The following is a 17892-nucleotide window of genomic DNA, read 5'->3' on the forward strand; positions in this document are numbered from 1 at the left end:
CCTCCCCCCATTGCATGCCCAGTCGGACCGGCGCATCAACGGCGCATCGGCGCCCGCGCCGCCCGACCGGCCCGCGCCAGGACCTACGCGCCCTCCACCGGCGCGTCCGACGCCTGCAGCTCGTCCGCGTGCTCACCCGTCACCAGGTACACGACCCGCTTCGCCACCGACACCGCGTGGTCGGCGAACCGCTCGTAGTACCGGCCGAGCAGCGTCACGTCCACCGCCGTCTCGATGCCGTGCTTCCACCGGTCGTCGATCAGGTGCTGGAACAGCGTCCGGTGCAGCAGGTCCATCTCGTCGTCGTCCTGCTCCAGCTGGAGCGCCAGGTCGACGTCCTTCGTGATGATGACCTCCGCCGCCTTCGCCATCAGGCGCTGCGCCAGCTGCCCCATCTCCAGGATGGTCGCGTGCAGGTCACGCGGCACCGCGAAGTCCGGGAACCGCAGCCGCGCCAGCTTCGCCACGTGCTGCGCCAGGTCACCCGAGCGCTCCAGGTCGGCGCTCATCCGCAGCGAGGTCACCACTATCCGCAGATCCGTCGCGACCGGCTGCTGCCGCGCGAGCAGCGCGATCGCGCGTGCCTCCAGGTCGTGCTGCAGGTCGTCGACCTTCTGGTCCGCCGCGATCACGCTCTCCGCGAGCTTCAGATCCGCGTCGAGCATCGCCGTCGTGGCGCGCCCGACGGCCGACCCGACAAGTCGGGCCATCTCGACCAGGCTCTCGCCGATCGAGTCCAGTTCCTCGTGGTACGCGTCCCGCATGGGCTGTCCCTCTCTACGCAAAGCTCCGGGGTCCGGGTGGGGCTCGGAACCCCCACGCTCCCACGTTCGGCCCCCTACGCGTCCGGTTCCACCCCCACACATGAACCGGCACTTTCCCCCAGGTGAACTCTGGGCTACACGCGCCACCGTCCGGTCCGGGGCAAATGAACCGGCCCCGTCTACACAGTGAACTCTGAGCGACGAGTGTTCGAGTAGCCACTCGGACGGCTGGGAGAGTGTCCCTCCGCCCGCATAACCTGGTTGGCATGGACGTGAACGCGGCAGTCGCCGCATTGGCCGCGATCGCCGGAGTGTGCACCGGCGTGATCGCCATGCTGGCGTTCCGCTGGAGCGAGCGCGACCAGGCCAGGCCCACCCGTACCTCCCTGCACACCGACGCCGTGCTCCCGCCCGGCGTCGACACCGTGCTGTCCGTGCTGCGCTCCTCCGCGGTCGTCCTCGACGAGAGCGACTCCGTGGTGAAGGCCAGCTCGGCGGCGTACGCCCTCGGCCTGGTCCGGGGCGGCAAGCTGGCCATCGAGCCCATGCTCAACATGGCCCGCGACACGCGCCGGGACGGGGAGATACGCCAGGTCGAGCTGGACCTGGCGCGGCGCGGCAGCGGGCGCGGAGAGGCCCTCGCCGTCTCCGCCCGGGTCGCCCCGCTGGGCTCACGGCTGGTGCTGCTCCTGGTCGAGGACCTCACCGAGGCCCGCCGTATCGAGGCGGTACGACGGGACTTCGTCGCCAATGTGAGCCATGAGCTCAAGACCCCCACGGGCGCGCTCTCCCTGCTCTCCGAGGCGGTCATGGACGCATCGGACGACCCCGAGGCGGTCACCCGCTTCGCCGGCCGGATGCAGATAGAGGCGACCCGCCTCACCAACCTCGTACAGGAGCTGATCGACCTCTCCCGCGTGCAGAACGACGACCCGCTCGAAGACTCCGAGCCGGTGTCCGTGGACGAACTCGTCGCCGAGGCGATCGACCGCTCCCGGCACACCGCCTCCACCAAGCAGATCACCATGGTCTCCGGCGGCGCCGCCGACCTGCACGTCTGGGGCAGCCGCGGCCAGCTCGCCGCCGCCCTCGGCAACCTCGTGGAGAACGCCGTCAACTACTCACCGGCCCGGACGAGGGTGGGCATCGCCGCCCGCACCATCGCGGCGCCCGGCGGCGACCTGATCGAGATAGCCGTGACCGACCAGGGCATCGGCATCTCCGAGAAGGACCGCGAGCGGATCTTCGAGCGCTTCTACCGGGTCGACCCGGCCCGCTCCCGTGCCACCGGCGGTACGGGACTCGGTCTGGCCATCGTCAAGCACGTGGCCGCCTCCCACGGCGGGGAGGTCACCGTCTGGAGCACCGAGGGTCAGGGCTCCACCTTCACCCTGCGGCTGCCGGAGGCGGGCACCGTACGGGCCCGCCGGCCCGTCTCGTCCTCCACCCCTGATCTCATGACCGAACCGCTTCCTGCCCCGGAGGTCCTTCCGTGACCCGAGTGCTCGTCGTCGAGGATGAGGAATCCTTCAGCGACGCCCTGTCCTACATGCTTCGCAAGGAAGGCTTCGAGGTCGCCGTGGCGGCGACCGGGCCCGACGGTCTCGACGAGTTCGAGCGCAACGGGGCCGATCTGGTACTCCTCGACCTGATGCTCCCGGGGCTGCCCGGCACCGAGGTGTGCCGACAGCTGCGCGGCCGCTCGAACGTCCCGGTGATCATGGTGACCGCCAAGGACAGCGAGATCGACAAGGTCGTCGGGCTGGAGATAGGAGCCGACGACTACGTCACGAAGCCCTTCTCCTCGCGGGAGCTGGTCGCCCGCATCCGCGCGGTCCTGCGCCGCCGGGGGGAGCCGGAGGAGGTCACCCCCGCGGCCCTGGAGGCCGGCCCGGTCCGCATGGACGTCGACCGCCACGTGGTGACGGTCGCGGGCGGCAAGGTCGACCTGCCGCTGAAGGAGTTCGACCTCCTGGAGATGCTCCTGCGCAACGCGGGCCGCGTGCTGACCCGTATGCAGCTCATCGACCGGGTGTGGGGCGCGGACTACGTCGGCGACACCAAGACCCTCGACGTCCACGTCAAGCGCCTCCGCGCCAAGATCGAACCGGACCCGGGCGCCCCGCGCTACCTGGTCACGGTCCGAGGCCTGGGCTACAAGTTCGAGCCGTAGCCCCGCCCGGCCCCGGGGAGCCGGACGGAGTCCGGCACAGCGTCCCGAAGCCCGGGAGGCCCTCCGGGGCCGAGCGGCGCGAGGGGCGCACGCGGGGGAGGGGCTCGAACCGGACCCGGGCGCCCCGCGCTACCTGGTCACGGTCCGAGGCCTGAGCTACAAGTTCGAGCCGTAGACCCCGCCCGGCCCCGAAGGGCCGTGAACCACGCCCGGCCCTCAGGGGTCGCGGCCCCGCCCGGCCCCCCAGGGGACGGACGGGTCGGTGTACGTGTGAAGGGGCGCCCCCGGCCGGGGGGCGCCCCTTCACACGTGCCTGGCGGTGTCAGTGGCCGGAGCCCGTGGACTCCTCGCCGTGCTCGGCGCCGTGCTCGGCCTCGCCCGAGGGCGTCGCGGAGGCGCTGGGCGTGGTGCCCGGCGGGGCCGGGACGATGGACGGGCCGAAGTCCTTGAAGTAGCTCGACGCCGGGACGACGAAGGCGTTCATGCCGACGTCGCCGGTCTTGCTCAGCTTGAAGACGACCTTCTGGGCGTCGCCCTTGCGGGCGGCCTCGGAGCCGTTCTCGATGGTGGCGGTGGCGTTGCCCGCGCCGCCGATCACGACGGAACCGCCGGCCGGGACGGTGATCGGGCCGGTGCCCGCGGCCGCCTTCAGCTTCACCGTGGCGTTGCTGCCCGGGAGGCTGATGGCGTCGAGGGTCTGGGACGCGTCCCCGTTGTTGAAGACGGTGGCCGAGACGACGGCCGGGCCCTTGACACCCGCCTCGGGCTGGGTGATCACGAGCGCGTTCTGGATCTTGACGTCGTCCACGGTGACGGCGGGGTTGTCCGGCCGGACGCCGAGCGTCTGTGCGTCGTTGCCCGCCCCACAGGCGGAGAGCGTGGCGATGGAGAACACGATGGCGGTGGCGGCGAGGGCGCCGCGTCGAAGGCTGCGGCTCACGGCGGCGGCATCTCCTAGGACGTACGGACAGGCTTGAGGACAGGGCTTACGGACGAGCTGACGGACCGGCTGTGGAGCTGAGAGCCGACTAAAGGTGCGTCAGCGCGCTTAGGTTACCGAGCCCCACTCTCCGTCCCGCACCCGACCCGCCCCTAACCGCCCCCAACCGCCCCCGGGGTGTCGCCGCGGGGCGGCCGAGGACCCCCGGACGCCGGGCCGGACGCCGACCCGCCCGCGTCGGAAGTCGGCCGGTGTGGCCGGATCACGACCCACTGACCCGTTGTTCACATAACCGCCTTGATCAATTCGGCGGCGACCCCGCATTCCCCGGGCCGTACCTCCGGAAAATCCCGCTCCCGCGTCCACTGATCAATTACGGAATCACCCCGTGATGCGTCCGTACGGGTGGACGATCCTCGAACGGAGTAGGTGAAGAAGCCCTCTCTGAACCCGACAAATCGGGACATTGAGCCTCCTCGGCAGGGCGCCCGGTAGGTGTAACGTGCGGGTTTCTCTGCGTCCGCGCAGCCGCTCCGACCTGCGAATACCGCCTTCCGGAAGCCCTCCGCAGCACGTTCGTGGCGCCGTTGTCAAGCCCCGAGATATGCCCTGACCTGCGAAAACGCCATTCAGAAGAAGCTGAATCCGTGTTACTCTGGATAGCCACGGAAGGGGTACCTGTCACATGACGTTCAAGGTTGGCGACACCGTGGTCTATCCCCATCACGGGGCCGCGCTGATCGAGGCCATCGAAACTCGCCAGATCAAAGGCGTGGACAAGACCTACTTGGTGCTCAAGGTCGCGCAGGGCGACCTGACGGTTCGCGTGCCGGCGGACAATGCGGAGTTCGTCGGTGTTCGCGACGTTGTCGGTCAGGACGGGCTGGACCGGGTCTTCGAGGTGCTGCGCGCGCCGTACGCCGAAGAGCCGACGAACTGGTCCCGTCGCTACAAGGCAAACCTCGAGAAGCTCGCCTCCGGCGATGTCATCAAGGTCGCCGAAGTAGTCCGCGACCTGTGGCGGCGCGAGCGCGAGCGGGGTCTCTCCGCAGGCGAGAAGCGCATGCTCGCCAAGGCTCGGCAGATCCTGGTCAGCGAGCTGGCGCTCGCGGAGAACACGAACGAGGACAAGGCCGAGGCTCTCCTCGACGAGGTCCTCGCGTCCTGAGCGTGCTCTGACGACATTCGAGCGCGTATCCAAGTGAAGCGATGCCGCGGTGCCCGTTGGCGTGCTGTGATCCACACAGTGCTGCCGTCGGGCCCTGCGGCATGTTCGCGTACGCATGCGGGCATCACCGTATGCGGAGCACACGCCCACCGCCGGGAAAGAACCCGCACCCCACTGTGCCGTCCGAACCCCAGTGCTCGGGCGGCACGCCTCGACCGTCGTCACGGAAAGGGCCCGGTCAAGGCGGAGCGTCCGGCACGGTGAGGCCATACCCATGTCGGCCGCGGAAACAAACCTGCCGGAGTGCAACCGATGTCAGACGAAGCGCGTCCTTCTCGTACCGCCGTGGTGATCCCGGCGGCCGGCCGGGGCGTACGCCTCGGGCCGGGCGCCCCCAAGGCGCTGCGCACGCTGAGCGGCACCCCCATGCTCATCCACGCCGTCCGTGCGATGGCCGCCTCCCGCGCGGTCTCGCTCGTCGTCGTGGTCGCACCCCCCGAGGGCGCCGCCGAGGTCAAGAACCTCCTCGATGCCCACGCGCTCCCCGAGCGGACCGACTACCTCGTCGTGCCCGGCGGTGAGACCCGCCAGGAGTCCGTACGGCGCGGGCTCGACGCGCTCCCCGAGGGCGTCACCACCGTCCTCGTCCACGACGCGGCCCGCCCGCTCGTCCCCGTGGACACCGTGGACGCCGTCATCGAGGCCGTACGGGACGGGGCCGTCGCCGTCGTGCCCGCCCTGCCCGTCTCCGACACCGTCAAGGAGGTCGAACCGGCCGAGAAGCCGGGCGACCCCGAGCAGGTCGTCGCCACCCCGGTCCGGGCCCGGCTCCGCGCCGTCCAGACCCCGCAGGGCTTCGACCACGACACCCTGGTCCACGCCCACGCCACCGTCGCCCTCGCGGGTGAGGGCGCCACCGACGACGCCGGCATGGTCGAGCGGCTCGGCGCGCCCGTCGTCGTCGTGCCCGGTCACGAAGAGGCCTTCAAGGTGACCCGCCCCCTCGACCTCGTGCTCGCCGAGGCCGTACTCGCCCGCAGGAGGGCCAACGATGGCTTCTGAGCCGACCACGCCGCCGACCCTGCCGCTGACCCCGCCGCCGACCACGCCGCCGCTCGTCCCCCGTACCGGCATCGGCACCGACGTCCACGCCTTCGAGCAGGGCCGCGAACTGTGGTGCGCGGGTCTGCTGTGGGAGGACTCCGAGGGGTACGGCCTCGCCGGGCACTCCGACGGTGACGTCGCCGCCCACGCCGCCTGCGACGCGCTCTTCTCCGCCGCCGGGATCGGCGACCTCGGCGCCCACTTCGGCACCTCGCGCCCCGAGTGGTCCGGCGCCTCCGGCGTCACCCTCCTCGCCGAGGCCGCCCGGATCGTCCGCGCCGAGGGGTACGAGATCGGGAACATCGCCGTCCAGGTCGTCGGCGTCCGCCCCAAGGTCGGCAAGCGGCGCGACGAGGCACAGAAGGCGCTGAGCGAGGCGGCCGGAGCACCGGTCTCCGTCTCCGGCACCACCACGGACGGGCTCGGCCTCACGGGTCGCGCCGAGGGCCTCGCGGCGCTCGCGACCGCCCTCGTCTACCCCGTATCGCGACAGGGCCGGTGAAAAACGTCGTGGGAGACGGGCGACAGGTATCGGGGCACTACCACACGCCCACTACCCTGGAGTGGTGACTATTCGCCTGTACGACACCAGCGCCCGGCAGATCCGTGACTTCATCCCGCTCACGCCGGGCTGCGTCTCGATCTACCTCTGTGGCGCCACCGTCCAGGCGGCCCCGCACATCGGCCACATCCGGTCGGGGCTGAACTTCGACATCATGCGCCGCTGGTTCGCGTACCGCGGCTACGACGTCACGTTCATCCGCAACGTCACCGACATCGACGACAAGATCATCACCAAGGGCGCGGACCAGGGCCGCCCCTGGTGGTCCATCGGCTACGAGAACGAGCGCGCGTTCAACTCGGGTTACGACGCGCTCGGTTGCCTCCCGCCGACGTACGAGCCCCGGGCCACCGGGCACGTCCCCGAGATGATCGAGATGATGCGCGGCCTCATCGAGCGCGGTCACGCCTACGAGGCCGACGGCAGCGTCTACTTCGACGTGCGGTCCTTCCCGGGCTACCTGGAGCTGTCCAACCAGGACATCGACGACCTCCGCCAGCCCTCCGAGGACGGCATCACGGGCAAGCGCGACCCCCGCGACTTCGCCATGTGGAAGGCGACCAAGCCGGGCGAGCCCGACTGGGAGACCCCGTGGGGCCGGGGCCGCCCCGGCTGGCACCTGGAGTGCTCGGCCATGGCCCACAAGTACCTGGGCTCCGCCTTCGACATCCACGGCGGCGGCCTCGACCTGATCTTCCCCCACCACGAGAACGAGATCGCCCAGGCCAAGGCCTTCGGCGACGACTTCGCCTCGTACTGGGTGCACAACGCCTGGGTCACCATGAGCGGCGAGAAGATGTCGAAGTCGCTCGGCAACAGCGTGCTGGTGTCCGAGATGGTGAAGAACTGGCGGCCCATCGTCCTCCGCTACTACCTGGGCACCCCGCACTACCGCTCGATGATCGAGTACAGCGAGGAGTCCCTGCGCGAGGCCGAGTCGGCGTTCGCCCGTATCGAGGGCTTCGTCCAGCGCGCCACCGAGAAGGCGGGGACGAGCGTCGCCCCCGCCGCCGAGGTGCCGCCGGCCTTCGCCGAGGCCATGGACGACGACCTGGGCGTGCCGCACGCGCTCGCGATCATCCACACCACCGTCCGCCAGGGCAACAGCGCCCTCGCCGCGGACGACAAGGACGAGGCCATCGCCCGCCTCGCCGAGGTCCGGGCCATGCTCGGCGTCCTCGGCCTCGATCCTCTCGACCCGCACTGGGCCGAGGAGACCGGTGGCGGCGAAGAGCTCCACGGCGTCGTCGACACCCTCGTACGCCTCGTGCTCCAGCAGCGCGAGTCGGCCCGCGAGCGCAAGGACTGGGCGACCGCGGACGCGATCCGCGATCAACTGGGCCAGTCCGGCCTCGCCATCGAGGACAGCCCCGACGGCCCCCGCTGGACGCTGGGCAACCGTTAGAAGAAGTGCCGCTCGGACCCCCGGGCGGCACACTTCAGTTACAGACCTTGTACGTGGGCCGCATACGCCTCCGTACGCAATACCGAGGATGAGAGTAGTCATGGCCGGGAACAGCCAGCGCAGGAACCGTCGCACGTCCAACAAGAAGGGTGCGACGATCGGCAGCGGTGGCCAGCGGCGCAAGGGCCTCGAAGGCAAGGGCCCGACGCCCAAGGCCGAGGCCCGCAAGGGCCACAAGGCCTTCCGCGTCACCAACGCGATGGCCCGGAACACGGCCAAGCGCAAGCCCGTCGCCCGCCGCGGCGGGAAGGGCCTGTCCGAGATGGTCGTCGGCCGCAACCCGGTCTTCGAGGCCCTGCGCGACGGCGTGCCGGCCTCGACGCTGTACGTGCAGCAGTTCATCGACAACGACGAGCGCGTGCGCGAGGCCCTGAACCTCGCCACCGGCCGCGGCAACATCAACATCATGGAGGCGCCGCGCCCCGAGCTCGACCGGATGACGAACAACCTGAACCACCAGGGCCTCGTCCTCCAGGTCCCGCCGTACGAGTACGCGCACCCCGAGGACCTCGCCGCGACGGCCTACGACCACCACGAGGAGCCGCTGATCGTGGCCCTCGACGGCATCACCGACCCGCGGAACCTCGGCGCCGTCGTCCGCTCCGTCGCGGCCTTCGGCGGCCACGGCGTGGTCGTCCCCGAGCGCCGCGCCGCCGGTATGACCGCCGGTGCCTGGAAGACCTCGGCCGGCACCGCCGCCCGTACCCCGGTCGCCCGCGCCACCAACCTGACGCGCTGCCTCGAGGCGTACCAGAAGGCCGGTCTCGCGGTCGTCGGCCTCGCCGCCGACGGCGACCACGAGGTCCACGAGCTCGAAGCGCTGTCCGGCCCGGTCGTCATCGTCGTCGGCTCCGAGGGCAAGGGTCTCTCCCGGCTCGTCGGCGAGACCTGCGACTTCCTCGTCCGCATCCCGATGCCGGGCGGCGCCGAGTCGCTCAACGCCGGTGTCGCCGCCGGTGTCGTCCTCTACGAGGCGGCCCGCCGCCGTATGGCGTAACACCCGGGAGTGACACCCCGCGCACCACCCCGGCCCCGGCCGTGGCGTTGATCTTGACGGGTCTCGGACATTTGCGAGCCGTCAAGGCAGTGTCCTAAACCCAGATCACTCGGTTAGATGAGTGTGGACACCAGAACGCCCCGGCCGGGGTTCGACGATCAGCCCGCGCTGAGCATGGTCAAGGTGGATTCCGATCCCGCCCAGGTGATCGTGAACCACGCCAGCTTCCGTGTGCGGCTCGCGCCGGCTCCGCAGCCGAAGTTCGGCGCCGGCGCCCGTACCGCCGCCCTGTCCGGGGCCGCGGCCGGAGCGGGCGGACCGCGCCGTCGTCCCGTCGTATGGACCGGAAAGTCCTCACCGGGCGCGACCGGCCTCCTCCAGGCCGTCCGCGAGTCCTCCGTCTCCACCCTGGAGCCGGGCATCGGCCACCCGGGCCGGCCCGGTCTCGAGGCGGGCGTCACCCAGGCCATCCCGCGCATCGACGACACCAGGCCCACCCCCGTGGTGCCCCCCGCCGCCGGACCTCTGCTGCCGCCGATGCGCCGCGCCGAGGGCGCGTACGACGAGCTGTACGACCTCCGGTCCGAGCCCGAGGGCCCCGGAGCGTACGAGGGCGAGGACGCGCACGGCCGGCCCGCGCAGCGCCACGGCCAGGACAGCGTCCGGCACGCCTACTACCCGGGCCGCCGGATGAACCTCGGCGTCGTCCTCCTCCCGCTCCGCGTCTTCCTCGGCTTCATCTCGATCTACGCGGGCATGGGCAAGCTCTGCGACCCCGTCTACTTCGACGGCGGCGAGCGCGGCTCCATGGTGAAGTGGCTCAACTCCCTCCACCCCTGGGCCCTCGCCGAACCCCTCCGCGACTTCGCCCTCCAGCACCCCGTCGGCGCCGGACTCACCGTCGCCTTCCTCCAGGTCGTCGTCGGCGTCCTCACCGTCCTCGGCCTCTGGCAGCGCGTCGCCGCCGTCGTCGGCGCCCTGCTCTCCGCCGCGCTGCTCCTGACCGTCAGCTGGAAGACCGTCCCGGTCTACGACTCCGCCGACATCATCTACCTGGCCGCCTGGTCCCCGCTGATCATCGCCGGAGCCCCCGTCTACTCCCTCGACGGCCGCCTCGCCGGAGAGGCCTGGCGCACCCTCGGCCCCCGTGCCGACCTCTGGGACCTCCGCCGCCGCGTCATGCGCCGCAGCATCCTCGTCGCCTCCGTCGTCGTCGGTCTCACCCTCCTCGTCGGCTCCGTCCTCGGCGGCGCCGTCCGCTCCACCGAGATGGTCACCGTCCCGGGCCCCAACGACGACCCGATCAACCACCTCCCCGGCCGGCCGCTCCCCGCCGAGCCGACGCGCCGCGCCCCCTCCAAGGCCGCGCCCACCGAGCCCGCGCCCTCCGCGACCGGCGAGGCCCCGGCGGAGCGCGAGGAGACGCAGGAGGCGACCCGGCCCACCGAGCCGACCCGCGAGTCCACCCGGACCCGCGAGCAGCGCCCGACCGCCACGCAGGGCAGCGGCAGCACCGGCGGCGGCAGCAGCCGTACGCCCACGCGGTCCAGGCCGGAGCCCCCGCCGACCACCAGCGACACGCCGACCACCACCGGCGGTACGACGGGCGGCGGTTCCACGGGCGGCTCGACCGGCTCGACCGGCTCGACCGGGACCCCGTCCGAGAGCGGCTCGACGACGGGCGGCGCGAGGAACCCGATCGGTGGCCTGCTGGGCTGAGAGCCCGTACGGACGAACAACGGAAGGGCGGCACCGCAGGGATGCGGTGCCGCCCTTCCGTTGTGCCTGGCACCGCACGGAGCGGTGCCGCCCTTCCGGCGTGCCTGGACCCTGTGGTGTGGGCCCTCAACCCCGCTGCGCGGCGAGCTCCTTGGCGGCCTCGGTGAGGTCCTTGGCGGTGTCGATGGCCCTCCAGTACGCGCCCTGGGGCAGCGGGAAGCCCGCCAGGCGCCGCTCGCGGGCGAGCCGGGGGAACGTGGTGCGCTCGTGGTCGCCCAGGTCCGGGAGGAGCTCCGTGAAGGCGGCGGAGAAGACGTACACGCCGGCGTTGATGAGGAACGGCGACGGCGGCGACTCGACGAAGTCGGTGATGTGCCCGAAGGTGTCGGTCTCGACGGCGCCCCACGGGATGCGGGGGCGGGCCAGGGCGAGCGTGGCGAGGGCGTCGCGCTCCGTGTGGAAGGCGGCCATCTCGCGCAGGGAGAAACGGGTCCAGATGTCGCCGTTGGTGGCGTACCAGGGCTGGTCCGGCGCGGGCAGACGCGCGGCGGCGTGCTTGAGACCGCCACCGCGGCCCAGGGGCTCGGTCTCCACGACCGTCGTCACCCTGAGGGGCAGGTCGGCACTCTCCAGCCACTCCTGGAGCACCTCGGCCAGATGGCCACAGGAGACGACGGCGTCGGTCACGCCCTCGGCCGCGAGCCAGGAAAGCTGATGGCCGATGATCGGGGTCCCGGTGCCCGGGATCTCGACCATCGGCTTGGGGCGGTCGTCGGTGTACGGGCGGAGCCGTGAGCCCTGGCCGCCCGCCAGGACCACGGCCTGCGTCGGAGAGGTGTTGTGCATACGGGGAACGATAGGCGCCCCGTACGGCCGACTGCCGGACGCGCGACGGTGCCTCAGCTCGCGCGCATCACGCCGGTGGCGTACGAGGTGTCACAGACCGGCCGGGAGAAGGACTGGGCGCGGTGCGGGCCGTACCGCTCGACGGCGGCGCGGCCCAGGGCGCGGGCGATGGACATGCAGTGCTTGGCGAGGGAGGGCCGGTTCTCCACCTCACGCTGGAGGTGGGTGAGAGCCGTGCCGGGATCCTTCTCCTGGAGCTCGGCGAGGAGCTGGTCACGCAGGACGTCCTGCGGGGCGCGGGACTTGGCGGGGACGGAGACCTCCGAGGAGGAGGCCGTGAGCTGGGTACCGGCGTCCTGGCCGGCCCACGGAACGGCGGATACCGCGAGCGTTCCCGAGAGCACCAGGACGACGGGCAGGACGAGGGCGAGAGAGCGGCCGATTCGGCGGGCAGTGTGCGTCACGCACGAGAGCGTAGCGGTCGGTAGTGAAATGGCGACATTTAGTCACTCTCGCGGGGGATGGTTCGAGGCGGCTTTTCGAATTCCGTGTTGACGCGGGAGGTGGGTGTGGGCCCTGAATGCCGGGGTTTCACGGGTTAAACCACCACTTAGACCAACGGCCCCGCATCTGCAAGAGACGCGGGGCCGAGGAGAGGTCGTGGGCGAGCCGACCGATCGGAGGTGCGGTCGGGGTCGAGCGACCGGTCCCGAGGACAGGTCGGGGTCGAGCCGACCGAGTGCGGTCAGTCGCTGAGGCGCGCGCCCGTGGAGGTCGAGAAGACGTGGAGCTCGGAGGCGCGCGGCACGACGTGCAGCGTGGTGCCCTTGGCGGGGACGTCACGGCCGCCGACGCGGACGACCAGGTCCTTGTCCTCGCCGTCGACGCGGGTGGAGCCGTACACGAAGCCGTCGGAGCCGAGCTCCTCGACGACGTTGACGATGACGGCGAGGCCGTCCTTGCTCGTCGGGCCCGACACGTCGAAGTGCTCGGGGCGGACGCCGACGGTGACGGTGGTGTCGCCCTTGGCGGACGCCGCGGCGATCGCGTCGCGGGAGACGGGGACGATGCTGTTGCCGAACTTCACGCCGCCGTCGACGATCGGGACCTCGATCAGGTTCATGGCGGGGGAGCCGATGAAGCCGGCGACGAAGAGGTTGGCGGGCTTGTCGTACATGTTGCGCGGGGAGTCGACCTGCTGGAGCAGACCGTCCTTGAGGACGGCGACGCGGTCGCCCATCGTGAGGGCCTCGGTCTGGTCGTGGGTGACGTAGACCGTGGTGATGCCGAGACGGCGCTGGAGGCCGGCGATCTGCGTACGGGTCGAGACACGGAGCTTGGCGTCGAGGTTCGACAGCGGCTCGTCCATGAGGAAGACCTGCGGCTCACGCACGATGGCACGGCCCATGGCGACACGCTGACGCTGACCACCGGAGAGCGCCTTCGGCTTCCGGTCCAGGTACTCGGTGAGGTCGAGGATCTTCGCGGCCTCTTCGACCTTGGCGCGGATCTCGGCCTTGTTGACGCCGGCGATCTTGAGCGCGAAGCCCATGTTGTCGGCGACGCTCATGTGCGGGTACAGCGCGTAGTTCTGGAACACCATGGCGATGTCCCGGTCCTTGGGCGGCAGGTGCGTGACGTCGCGGTCCCCGATGCGGATGGAACCGGCGTTGACGTCCTCGAGACCCGCGAGCATGCGCAGGGAGGTCGACTTGCCACAGCCGGAGGGCCCGACGAGGACGAGGAACTCGCCGTCGGCGATCTCGATGTCGAGCTGGTCGACGGAGGGCTTGGTGGCACCGGGGTACACCCGGGTCGCCTTGTCGAAAGTGACGGAAGCCATGGTGATGTGTCCCTTCACCGGCAGGAACGTGCCGGACGATCCGAGTAAAGGAAGGATGGAGGTCTAGTCCACCAGGGTGAACTCCAGGCGACGCTACCTGGCGAACCGGGATCTGTCAGCAGTCCGAAGCGTGCGAGATTTCCGACCGCCTCCCGGACGAGGTTGGATACACTGCACTCGCTGCCTCCTTAGCTCAGCTGGCCAGAGCACCGCTCTTGTAAAGCGGGGGTCGTCGGTTCGAACCCGACAGGGGGCTCACGGCAAAGGGCCAGCGCAGGGGGATGATTTCCCGGCGCTGGCCCTTTCGCATGATCACGGCCGTGCCACCTACGTGCCAGAAGGCGGCGGATCGCTGTCCTTCCGGGCTTGGCGGATCAGCCCTCCGAGCTTCCCCCGCGATGTGCTGATCACGGTCGCTCGTCATGTGCTGATAGATCAGCGCGGCCCGGGTCGTGCTGTGTCCCGTCCGCGTCATCAGCTCACGCGTGCTGGCCCCGGCGATGGACGCCAGGGTGTTCCCGGTGTGCCGGAGGTCGTGGAAGTGCACGTCACCGGAGACGCCAGCCTTGGTGCGGGCGGCGGTCCAGTCGTCCCGGAAGTTGCTCCGCCGAAGGAGGCCGCCGCGGGGCCCCGGAAGAGGTGGCCGTTCTGCCCGGCCCCGGCGAAGTGCTCCAGGGCGTGGCCGCAGGGAGCTGTTACAGGTTTCTCTACCTCATCAAGGCACCCCACTCCGCGCGCGGCGGGTGGCCTCTTGCGCATGGCCGGCCGACTGCCGGGCCGGAGTAGGGCCGGGCGCCGTACCCGCGCCGTCACGGATGACGAGAGCGTGAGGCGACCGCACCACCGGGAACGGGCGGGCGGGGAGCGGCCGCTGCCGCGAAGTGGTGCCGGCCGGTATGGTCGCTCCGCGTCGGTGCCGGTATCACCGTGGCGAAGGAGCGTGTCGTTGGGACGCCCCTCTTAGGATCGGGTGCCATGGCGAGCCCCTTGGCACCCGACGATCATCTTGGCGATCGGGAGGCTTTCAGCGCCTTCCTAGTCCGTCTTCGCGAAGACCACGCCGCCAATAGTCAGCAGTGGGAGAACGCAACGCTGGAAGGGTTCTTGGAGGCCCTGCAAGCCTGGACCGATGCCTCCCCGGAGTGGTACCGAAACTTCGGTCATGATCTGCCCCGCGAAGGTGACTGGACGTTCTTCGCTCGTGCCCTGACTGCCGCTCGAATCTACGAGTAGCCCTCATGGGCCAGTGCCCCTGGCGTGCCCGATCGAGCGGGGAGTATCAGGGGACAACGGTCAGTCGCGGGCACCAAACAACACGACGGCCCCTGACCGATTTACCTGGTCAGGGGCCGTCGTCCTGCGGTGGGTGTGGGGTTTGAACCCACGGTGACATCGCTGCCACGACGGTTTTCAAGACCGTGGGCAGCAGGGGCAGCACTGGGCCCTCTGTCCCCGCTGCTTGCGGCTCTAAGCTGGCCGTCAGGCACCAAGTGCAGCTTGGTGGGCCGCGGGGGGAGAGCCTTGTCAACATCATTCGCGATAGTGCTTCTGCCACTGATTGTGGTCGTCGGTGGGGTCTGGCTCACGGGAGTTGTGCTCGGCATCCACGCTCTGCTTCTCGGACGCCTGCCAGGCCGACGGCTGCCAAGGTACGTCCGGCAACCAAGACTCTGGGGAACCGGTGCGGTGCTCGTCTCGTGCATGGGGTTCGGCAGCGCAACGCTGTTCGTGGTCGGGCTCGGTTTGGTCGCCTTGGGCCACACGATGAAGTCCGTGTCCTGATCGACTCGTCACAACATTCCGTGCCGCAACCGTGCCAGGTTGAGCGGGGAACACGGGGAATCGGGGCACGAAGCGGGCGACATGGCCGCACTGCACCAAGCCAGCGAACCCGCAGCTCAGGCCCATGATGGCCCACCCCGTCGCCCCGCATGAGGTGTGGCTTGAGATCCCCCGCGGCATCGCCCCCGACCTGGCCCTTGTTCCTGCGCGGGCGGCGTCCAGGTACAGCGCGAGCCCTTCCGTGGCCGTGCCGGGCGGCTGAGGCGTCGGACGGGGTCCTCGGCTCCGGCGTTCTTGTGTCCCGGGCCGCCCTTGTCCGGGACACTTGGGCGTTACGGGGTGTACCGGTGGTGTGGGGTGTTCTGCGGGAGGGGTGGGGCTGATGGTGCGGCGGTCCGGGGGGCTGATCGGCGTGTGGGCCGAGCAGCAGCGGGTGGCGCAGCGGCAGCGGGAGGGGCAGCATCAGGCGGTGCTGCGGCAGCAGCGGGACGCCGAGCGGGCCCAGCGGGCGTACGAGCGGGACGTCGCCCGGATGCAGCGGGAGCAGCGGGCCGCCTACCGGCAGCAGCGGGACGCGGACGCGCTGCGGCGGACCCGGGAGGTGGAGGAGCGCGTCGCCCTGCTGGAGGGTCTGCTCGCCGCCGGATGCCGGGCGCCCGCGTTCTCCGTGGGGTCGCTGCGGCGCGACGAGGCCGTCGAGCCGTTCTCGCCGGGGCCCCTCGGGGAGCCCGTCGCCCTGCCCGACCAGCGGTTCTACCAGCCCGAGAGCGCCTGGACCGCCTCCGGGCGGGCCCAGGCCGAGCGGGACGCGCGCGCCCGGTTCGAGCGGGACTGGTACGCGGCGCAGGCCGCCGAGGCCCGGCGGGTGGAGCAACTGGCCGCGTACCGGAGGGAGTACGAGAGCTGGGCCGCCGCCCGGCTCGCCGAGATACGTGCGCACAACAGTGGTGTCGCCGGGACCGAGGCGGCGTTGCGCGCCGGTGAGGCCGAGACCGTCGTGGAGTTCTTCTCCGCCGTGCTCTTCTCCTCCGCCGGCTGGCCCGAGGGCTTTCCCAGGGAGGTGTCCGCCGCCTACGCGCGCGGCGGCCGGAAGCTGGTGCTGGACTGGGACCTGCCCGGGTACGACGTCGTTCCCGAGGCCAAGGGCGTGAAGTACCTGCCCGGCACCGACCAGGAGAAGGAGGTGCCCAGGCCGGTCACCCAGCGGCGCGCCCTCTACCGGGACGTGATCGCGCAGAGCGTGCTGCTCGCCGTGCGCGAGCTGTTCGCCGCCGACCGGTTCGGCGCCCTGGAGACCGTCGTCATCAACGGGTACGTCGGCGGGGTCGATCCCGCCACCGGGCTCGCGGGGAGGGTCTGCGTCGCCTCCGTCGCCGTCGAGCGGAACGTCTTCGACCGCCTGAACCTGGAGTTCGTCGCGGCCGTGGAGTGCCTGACCGGGGCCCTCGGCGGGCGGCTGGCCACCAAGCCCGACGAGCGGGCCTCCGTCGCACCCCTGCTCACCCCCGACCAGGTCGGGCCGGACGTCGTCGTCCAGGGGGACGGCGAGGAACCCGACCTCCTCGCCATGGACCCCATCGCCTTCGAGGGGCTCGTCGCCCAGCTCTTCCGGGCCCGAGGGCTCCAAGCCGTCACCACCCGCCGCTCCAACGACGGCGGTGTGGACGTCGAGGCCCTCGACCCCGACCCCATCAGCGGCGGTTCCATCGTCGTCCAGGTGAAGCGGTACCGGAACACCGTCCCCCCGTCCGCCGTACGCGATCTGTACGGGACCGTGCAGGGTGCCGGGGCGAACAAGGGCGTCCTCGTGACCACCTCCAAGTTCGGCCCCGGCTCGTACACCTTCGCCAACGGCAAGCCCCTGACCCTCATCGCGGGGACCGAGCTCGTCGACCTGCTCCATCAGCACGGGCTCCGGGGGCGGTTGGGGCCGGGGGCCCCGGCCGTCGCCGCCGTGGACGCGCCCGTCGAGGCCGACGCCGACTTCAATCTGCTCGGGATGGTGTGGGCCGGCTCGGCGGCGCTCGACGTCTGCGCGCTGGTCTGCTCCGGCAACCAGGTCCTCGGCGACGAGTGGTTCGTCTTCTTCAACAACCCGTCCACGCCCGACGGTTCCGTCGCGATGACCTCCGCTGTGCCCGGCGACCGGGCCGCCGTACGCGTCGGCTTCGACGCGCTGCCGACGCGGGCCGACCGGCTCGTGCTCGTGGCCGCCGTCGACCCCGAGGTGAACCCCGAGGCTGACCTCGGGGGGTTCACCGATGCCGGCATCCGGCTCCGCGACGACTCCGGGACCGAGCTCGACCAGCTCGTCGTCTCCGACGGGCGCCCCGGCGAGACGGCACTCGTCCTCGGCTCGTTCCGGCGTCGCGCCGGCGGCGACTGGGACTTCGTCCTCGGGGGGAAGGGGTACCGGGGCGGCCTCGAGGAGCTCGTGGGGGACTTCGGCATCCAGGTGGAATGAGGGCCCCGGGGAGCGTGCGGCGGATGCCGGGCGGGGGCCCCACCCGGCATCCGTGCCTCTCCCCG

At 71.1% G+C, this 17892-nt stretch carries 15 protein-coding genes, 2 tRNA genes and 2 pseudogenes; 12 read left to right on the forward strand and 7 right to left on the reverse strand.

All coding sequences use genetic code 11. From position 1 onward, the window contains the following. Window positions 1-83 precede the first annotated feature (83 nt). Window positions 84-764 carry a phosphate signaling complex protein PhoU gene (gene phoU / locus ABZ567_RS26695; protein WP_360794240.1) on the reverse strand — a complete coding sequence of 227 codons (681 nt, stop codon included), beginning with the start codon at window positions 762-764 and terminating at the stop codon, window positions 84-86. 266 nt (window positions 765-1030) lie between these two features. Between phoU and ABZ567_RS26700 the strand changes: the two genes are divergently transcribed. The 3 genes and pseudogenes from ABZ567_RS26700 to ABZ567_RS26710 form a co-directional block, all read left to right on the forward strand. Further along, entirely contained in the window at window positions 1031-2260 is a 1230-nt protein-coding gene (locus ABZ567_RS26700; protein WP_360794242.1) for an ATP-binding protein, read from the forward strand. Further along, entirely contained in the window at window positions 2257-2937 is a 681-nt protein-coding gene (locus tag ABZ567_RS26705; protein WP_015035162.1) for a response regulator transcription factor, read from the forward strand. The genes ABZ567_RS26700 and ABZ567_RS26705 overlap by 4 nt, the downstream gene beginning before the upstream one ends. A 103-nt stretch (window positions 2938-3040) precedes the next feature. Beyond that, window positions 3041-3112 (forward strand): annotated as a pseudogene (locus tag ABZ567_RS26710) (DNA-binding response regulator); the annotation flags it as partial. Between the two features lie 147 nt (window positions 3113-3259). Here ABZ567_RS26710 and ABZ567_RS26715 read toward each other — a convergent pair. Next, window positions 3260-3877: a DUF461 domain-containing protein gene (locus ABZ567_RS26715; protein WP_360794244.1), complete on the reverse strand. Its 618-nt coding sequence runs from the start codon at window positions 3875-3877 to the stop codon at window positions 3260-3262. A 685-nt stretch (window positions 3878-4562) separates the two neighbouring features. Between ABZ567_RS26715 and ABZ567_RS26720 the strand changes: the two genes are divergently transcribed. The 6 genes from ABZ567_RS26720 (at window position 4563) to ABZ567_RS26745 (ending at window position 10892) form a co-directional block, all read left to right on the forward strand. Next, window positions 4563-5045 (forward strand): CarD family transcriptional regulator, encoded by a 483-nt coding sequence (locus ABZ567_RS26720; RefSeq protein ID WP_003953493.1) that lies wholly within the window; start codon window positions 4563-4565, stop codon window positions 5043-5045. A 312-nt stretch (window positions 5046-5357) separates the two neighbouring features. Then, window positions 5358-6107, forward strand: coding sequence for a 2-C-methyl-D-erythritol 4-phosphate cytidylyltransferase (ispD, locus tag ABZ567_RS26725; RefSeq protein ID WP_360794246.1), 750 nt, complete (start codon window positions 5358-5360; stop codon window positions 6105-6107). Beyond that, on the forward strand, window positions 6097-6651 hold the full coding sequence (gene ispF / locus ABZ567_RS26730; protein WP_360794248.1) for a 2-C-methyl-D-erythritol 2,4-cyclodiphosphate synthase: 555 nt from the start codon (window positions 6097-6099) through the stop codon (window positions 6649-6651). Before ispD ends, ispF begins: the two co-directional genes overlap by 11 nt. Window positions 6652-6715: 64 nt before the next feature. Next, window positions 6716-8116: a cysteine--tRNA ligase gene (cysS, locus tag ABZ567_RS26735; RefSeq protein ID WP_360794250.1), complete on the forward strand. Its 1401-nt coding sequence runs from the start codon at window positions 6716-6718 to the stop codon at window positions 8114-8116. 100 nt (window positions 8117-8216) lie between these two features. Further along, complete coding sequence (gene rlmB / locus ABZ567_RS26740) at window positions 8217-9173, forward strand: 23S rRNA (guanosine(2251)-2'-O)-methyltransferase RlmB (protein ID WP_360794252.1); 957 nt, start codon at window positions 8217-8219, stop codon at window positions 9171-9173. 117 nt (window positions 9174-9290) lie between these two features. Further along, window positions 9291-10892, forward strand: coding sequence for a DoxX family membrane protein (locus ABZ567_RS26745; protein WP_360794254.1), 1602 nt, complete (start codon window positions 9291-9293; stop codon window positions 10890-10892). A gap of 126 nt (window positions 10893-11018) precedes the next feature. On the opposite strand, the gene ABZ567_RS26750 is transcribed toward ABZ567_RS26745, so the two are convergent. From ABZ567_RS26750 to ugpC, 3 genes are all read right to left on the reverse strand, one after another. Then, window positions 11019-11738: a nucleotidyltransferase family protein gene (locus ABZ567_RS26750; RefSeq protein ID WP_360794256.1), complete on the reverse strand. Its 720-nt coding sequence runs from the start codon at window positions 11736-11738 to the stop codon at window positions 11019-11021. Window positions 11739-11791: 53 nt separating this feature from the next. Further along, complete coding sequence (locus ABZ567_RS26755; RefSeq protein WP_360794258.1) at window positions 11792-12202, reverse strand: hypothetical protein; 411 nt, start codon at window positions 12200-12202, stop codon at window positions 11792-11794. Window positions 12203-12483: 281 nt separating this feature from the next. After that, window positions 12484-13581: a sn-glycerol-3-phosphate ABC transporter ATP-binding protein UgpC gene (gene ugpC, locus ABZ567_RS26760; RefSeq protein ID WP_360794260.1), complete on the reverse strand. Its 1098-nt coding sequence runs from the start codon at window positions 13579-13581 to the stop codon at window positions 12484-12486. A 182-nt stretch (window positions 13582-13763) separates the two neighbouring features. Between ugpC and ABZ567_RS26765 the strand changes: the two genes are divergently transcribed. Beyond that, window positions 13764-13837: transfer RNA gene (locus ABZ567_RS26765), tRNA-Thr, on the forward strand. Between the two features lie 71 nt (window positions 13838-13908). Here ABZ567_RS26765 and ABZ567_RS26770 read toward each other — a convergent pair. Beyond that, window positions 13909-14256, reverse strand: a pseudogene (locus ABZ567_RS26770) (tyrosine-type recombinase/integrase); the annotation flags it as partial. A gap of 300 nt (window positions 14257-14556) precedes the next feature. Between ABZ567_RS26770 and ABZ567_RS26775 the strand changes: the two are divergent. Beyond that, on the forward strand, window positions 14557-14814 hold the full coding sequence (locus ABZ567_RS26775) for a hypothetical protein (protein WP_360794262.1): 258 nt from the start codon (window positions 14557-14559) through the stop codon (window positions 14812-14814). A gap of 125 nt (window positions 14815-14939) precedes the next feature. On the opposite strand, the gene ABZ567_RS26780 is transcribed toward ABZ567_RS26775, so the two are convergent. After that, window positions 14940-15037: transfer RNA gene (locus ABZ567_RS26780), tRNA-Ser, on the reverse strand. 708 nt (window positions 15038-15745) lie between these two features. Here ABZ567_RS26780 and ABZ567_RS26785 point away from each other — a divergent pair. Continuing rightward, on the forward strand, window positions 15746-17827 hold the full coding sequence (locus ABZ567_RS26785) for a restriction endonuclease (RefSeq protein WP_360794264.1): 2082 nt from the start codon (window positions 15746-15748) through the stop codon (window positions 17825-17827). Window positions 17828-17892: the final 65 nt, after the last annotated feature.

The organism is Streptomyces sp. NPDC016459, assembly GCF_040632845.1.
Lineage (GTDB): Bacteria > Actinomycetota > Actinomycetes > Streptomycetales > Streptomycetaceae > Streptomyces.

What these genes read in the sequence shown, in the direction of transcription:
- phoU (WP_360794240.1), bottom strand. Translation starts at nt 764, where the DNA reads ATGCGGGACGCGTACCACGAGGAACTGGACTCGATCGGCGAGAGCCTG.
- ABZ567_RS26700 (WP_360794242.1), top strand. Translation starts at nt 1,031, where the DNA reads ATGGACGTGAACGCGGCAGTCGCCGCATTGGCCGCGATCGCCGGAGTG.
- ABZ567_RS26720 (WP_003953493.1), top strand. Translation starts at nt 4,563, where the DNA reads ATGACGTTCAAGGTTGGCGACACCGTGGTCTATCCCCATCACGGGGCC.
- ispD (WP_360794246.1), top strand. Translation starts at nt 5,358, where the DNA reads ATGTCAGACGAAGCGCGTCCTTCTCGTACCGCCGTGGTGATCCCGGCG.
- ispF (WP_360794248.1), top strand. Translation starts at nt 6,097, where the DNA reads ATGGCTTCTGAGCCGACCACGCCGCCGACCCTGCCGCTGACCCCGCCG.
- rlmB (WP_360794252.1), top strand. Translation starts at nt 8,217, where the DNA reads ATGGCCGGGAACAGCCAGCGCAGGAACCGTCGCACGTCCAACAAGAAG.
- ABZ567_RS26745 (WP_360794254.1), top strand. Translation starts at nt 9,291, where the DNA reads ATGAGTGTGGACACCAGAACGCCCCGGCCGGGGTTCGACGATCAGCCC.
- ABZ567_RS26750 (WP_360794256.1), bottom strand. Translation starts at nt 11,738, where the DNA reads ATGCACAACACCTCTCCGACGCAGGCCGTGGTCCTGGCGGGCGGCCAG.
- ugpC (WP_360794260.1), bottom strand. Translation starts at nt 13,581, where the DNA reads ATGGCTTCCGTCACTTTCGACAAGGCGACCCGGGTGTACCCCGGTGCC.
- ABZ567_RS26775 (WP_360794262.1), top strand. Translation starts at nt 14,557, where the DNA reads ATGGCGAGCCCCTTGGCACCCGACGATCATCTTGGCGATCGGGAGGCT.
- ABZ567_RS26785 (WP_360794264.1), top strand. Translation starts at nt 15,746, where the DNA reads ATGGTGCGGCGGTCCGGGGGGCTGATCGGCGTGTGGGCCGAGCAGCAG.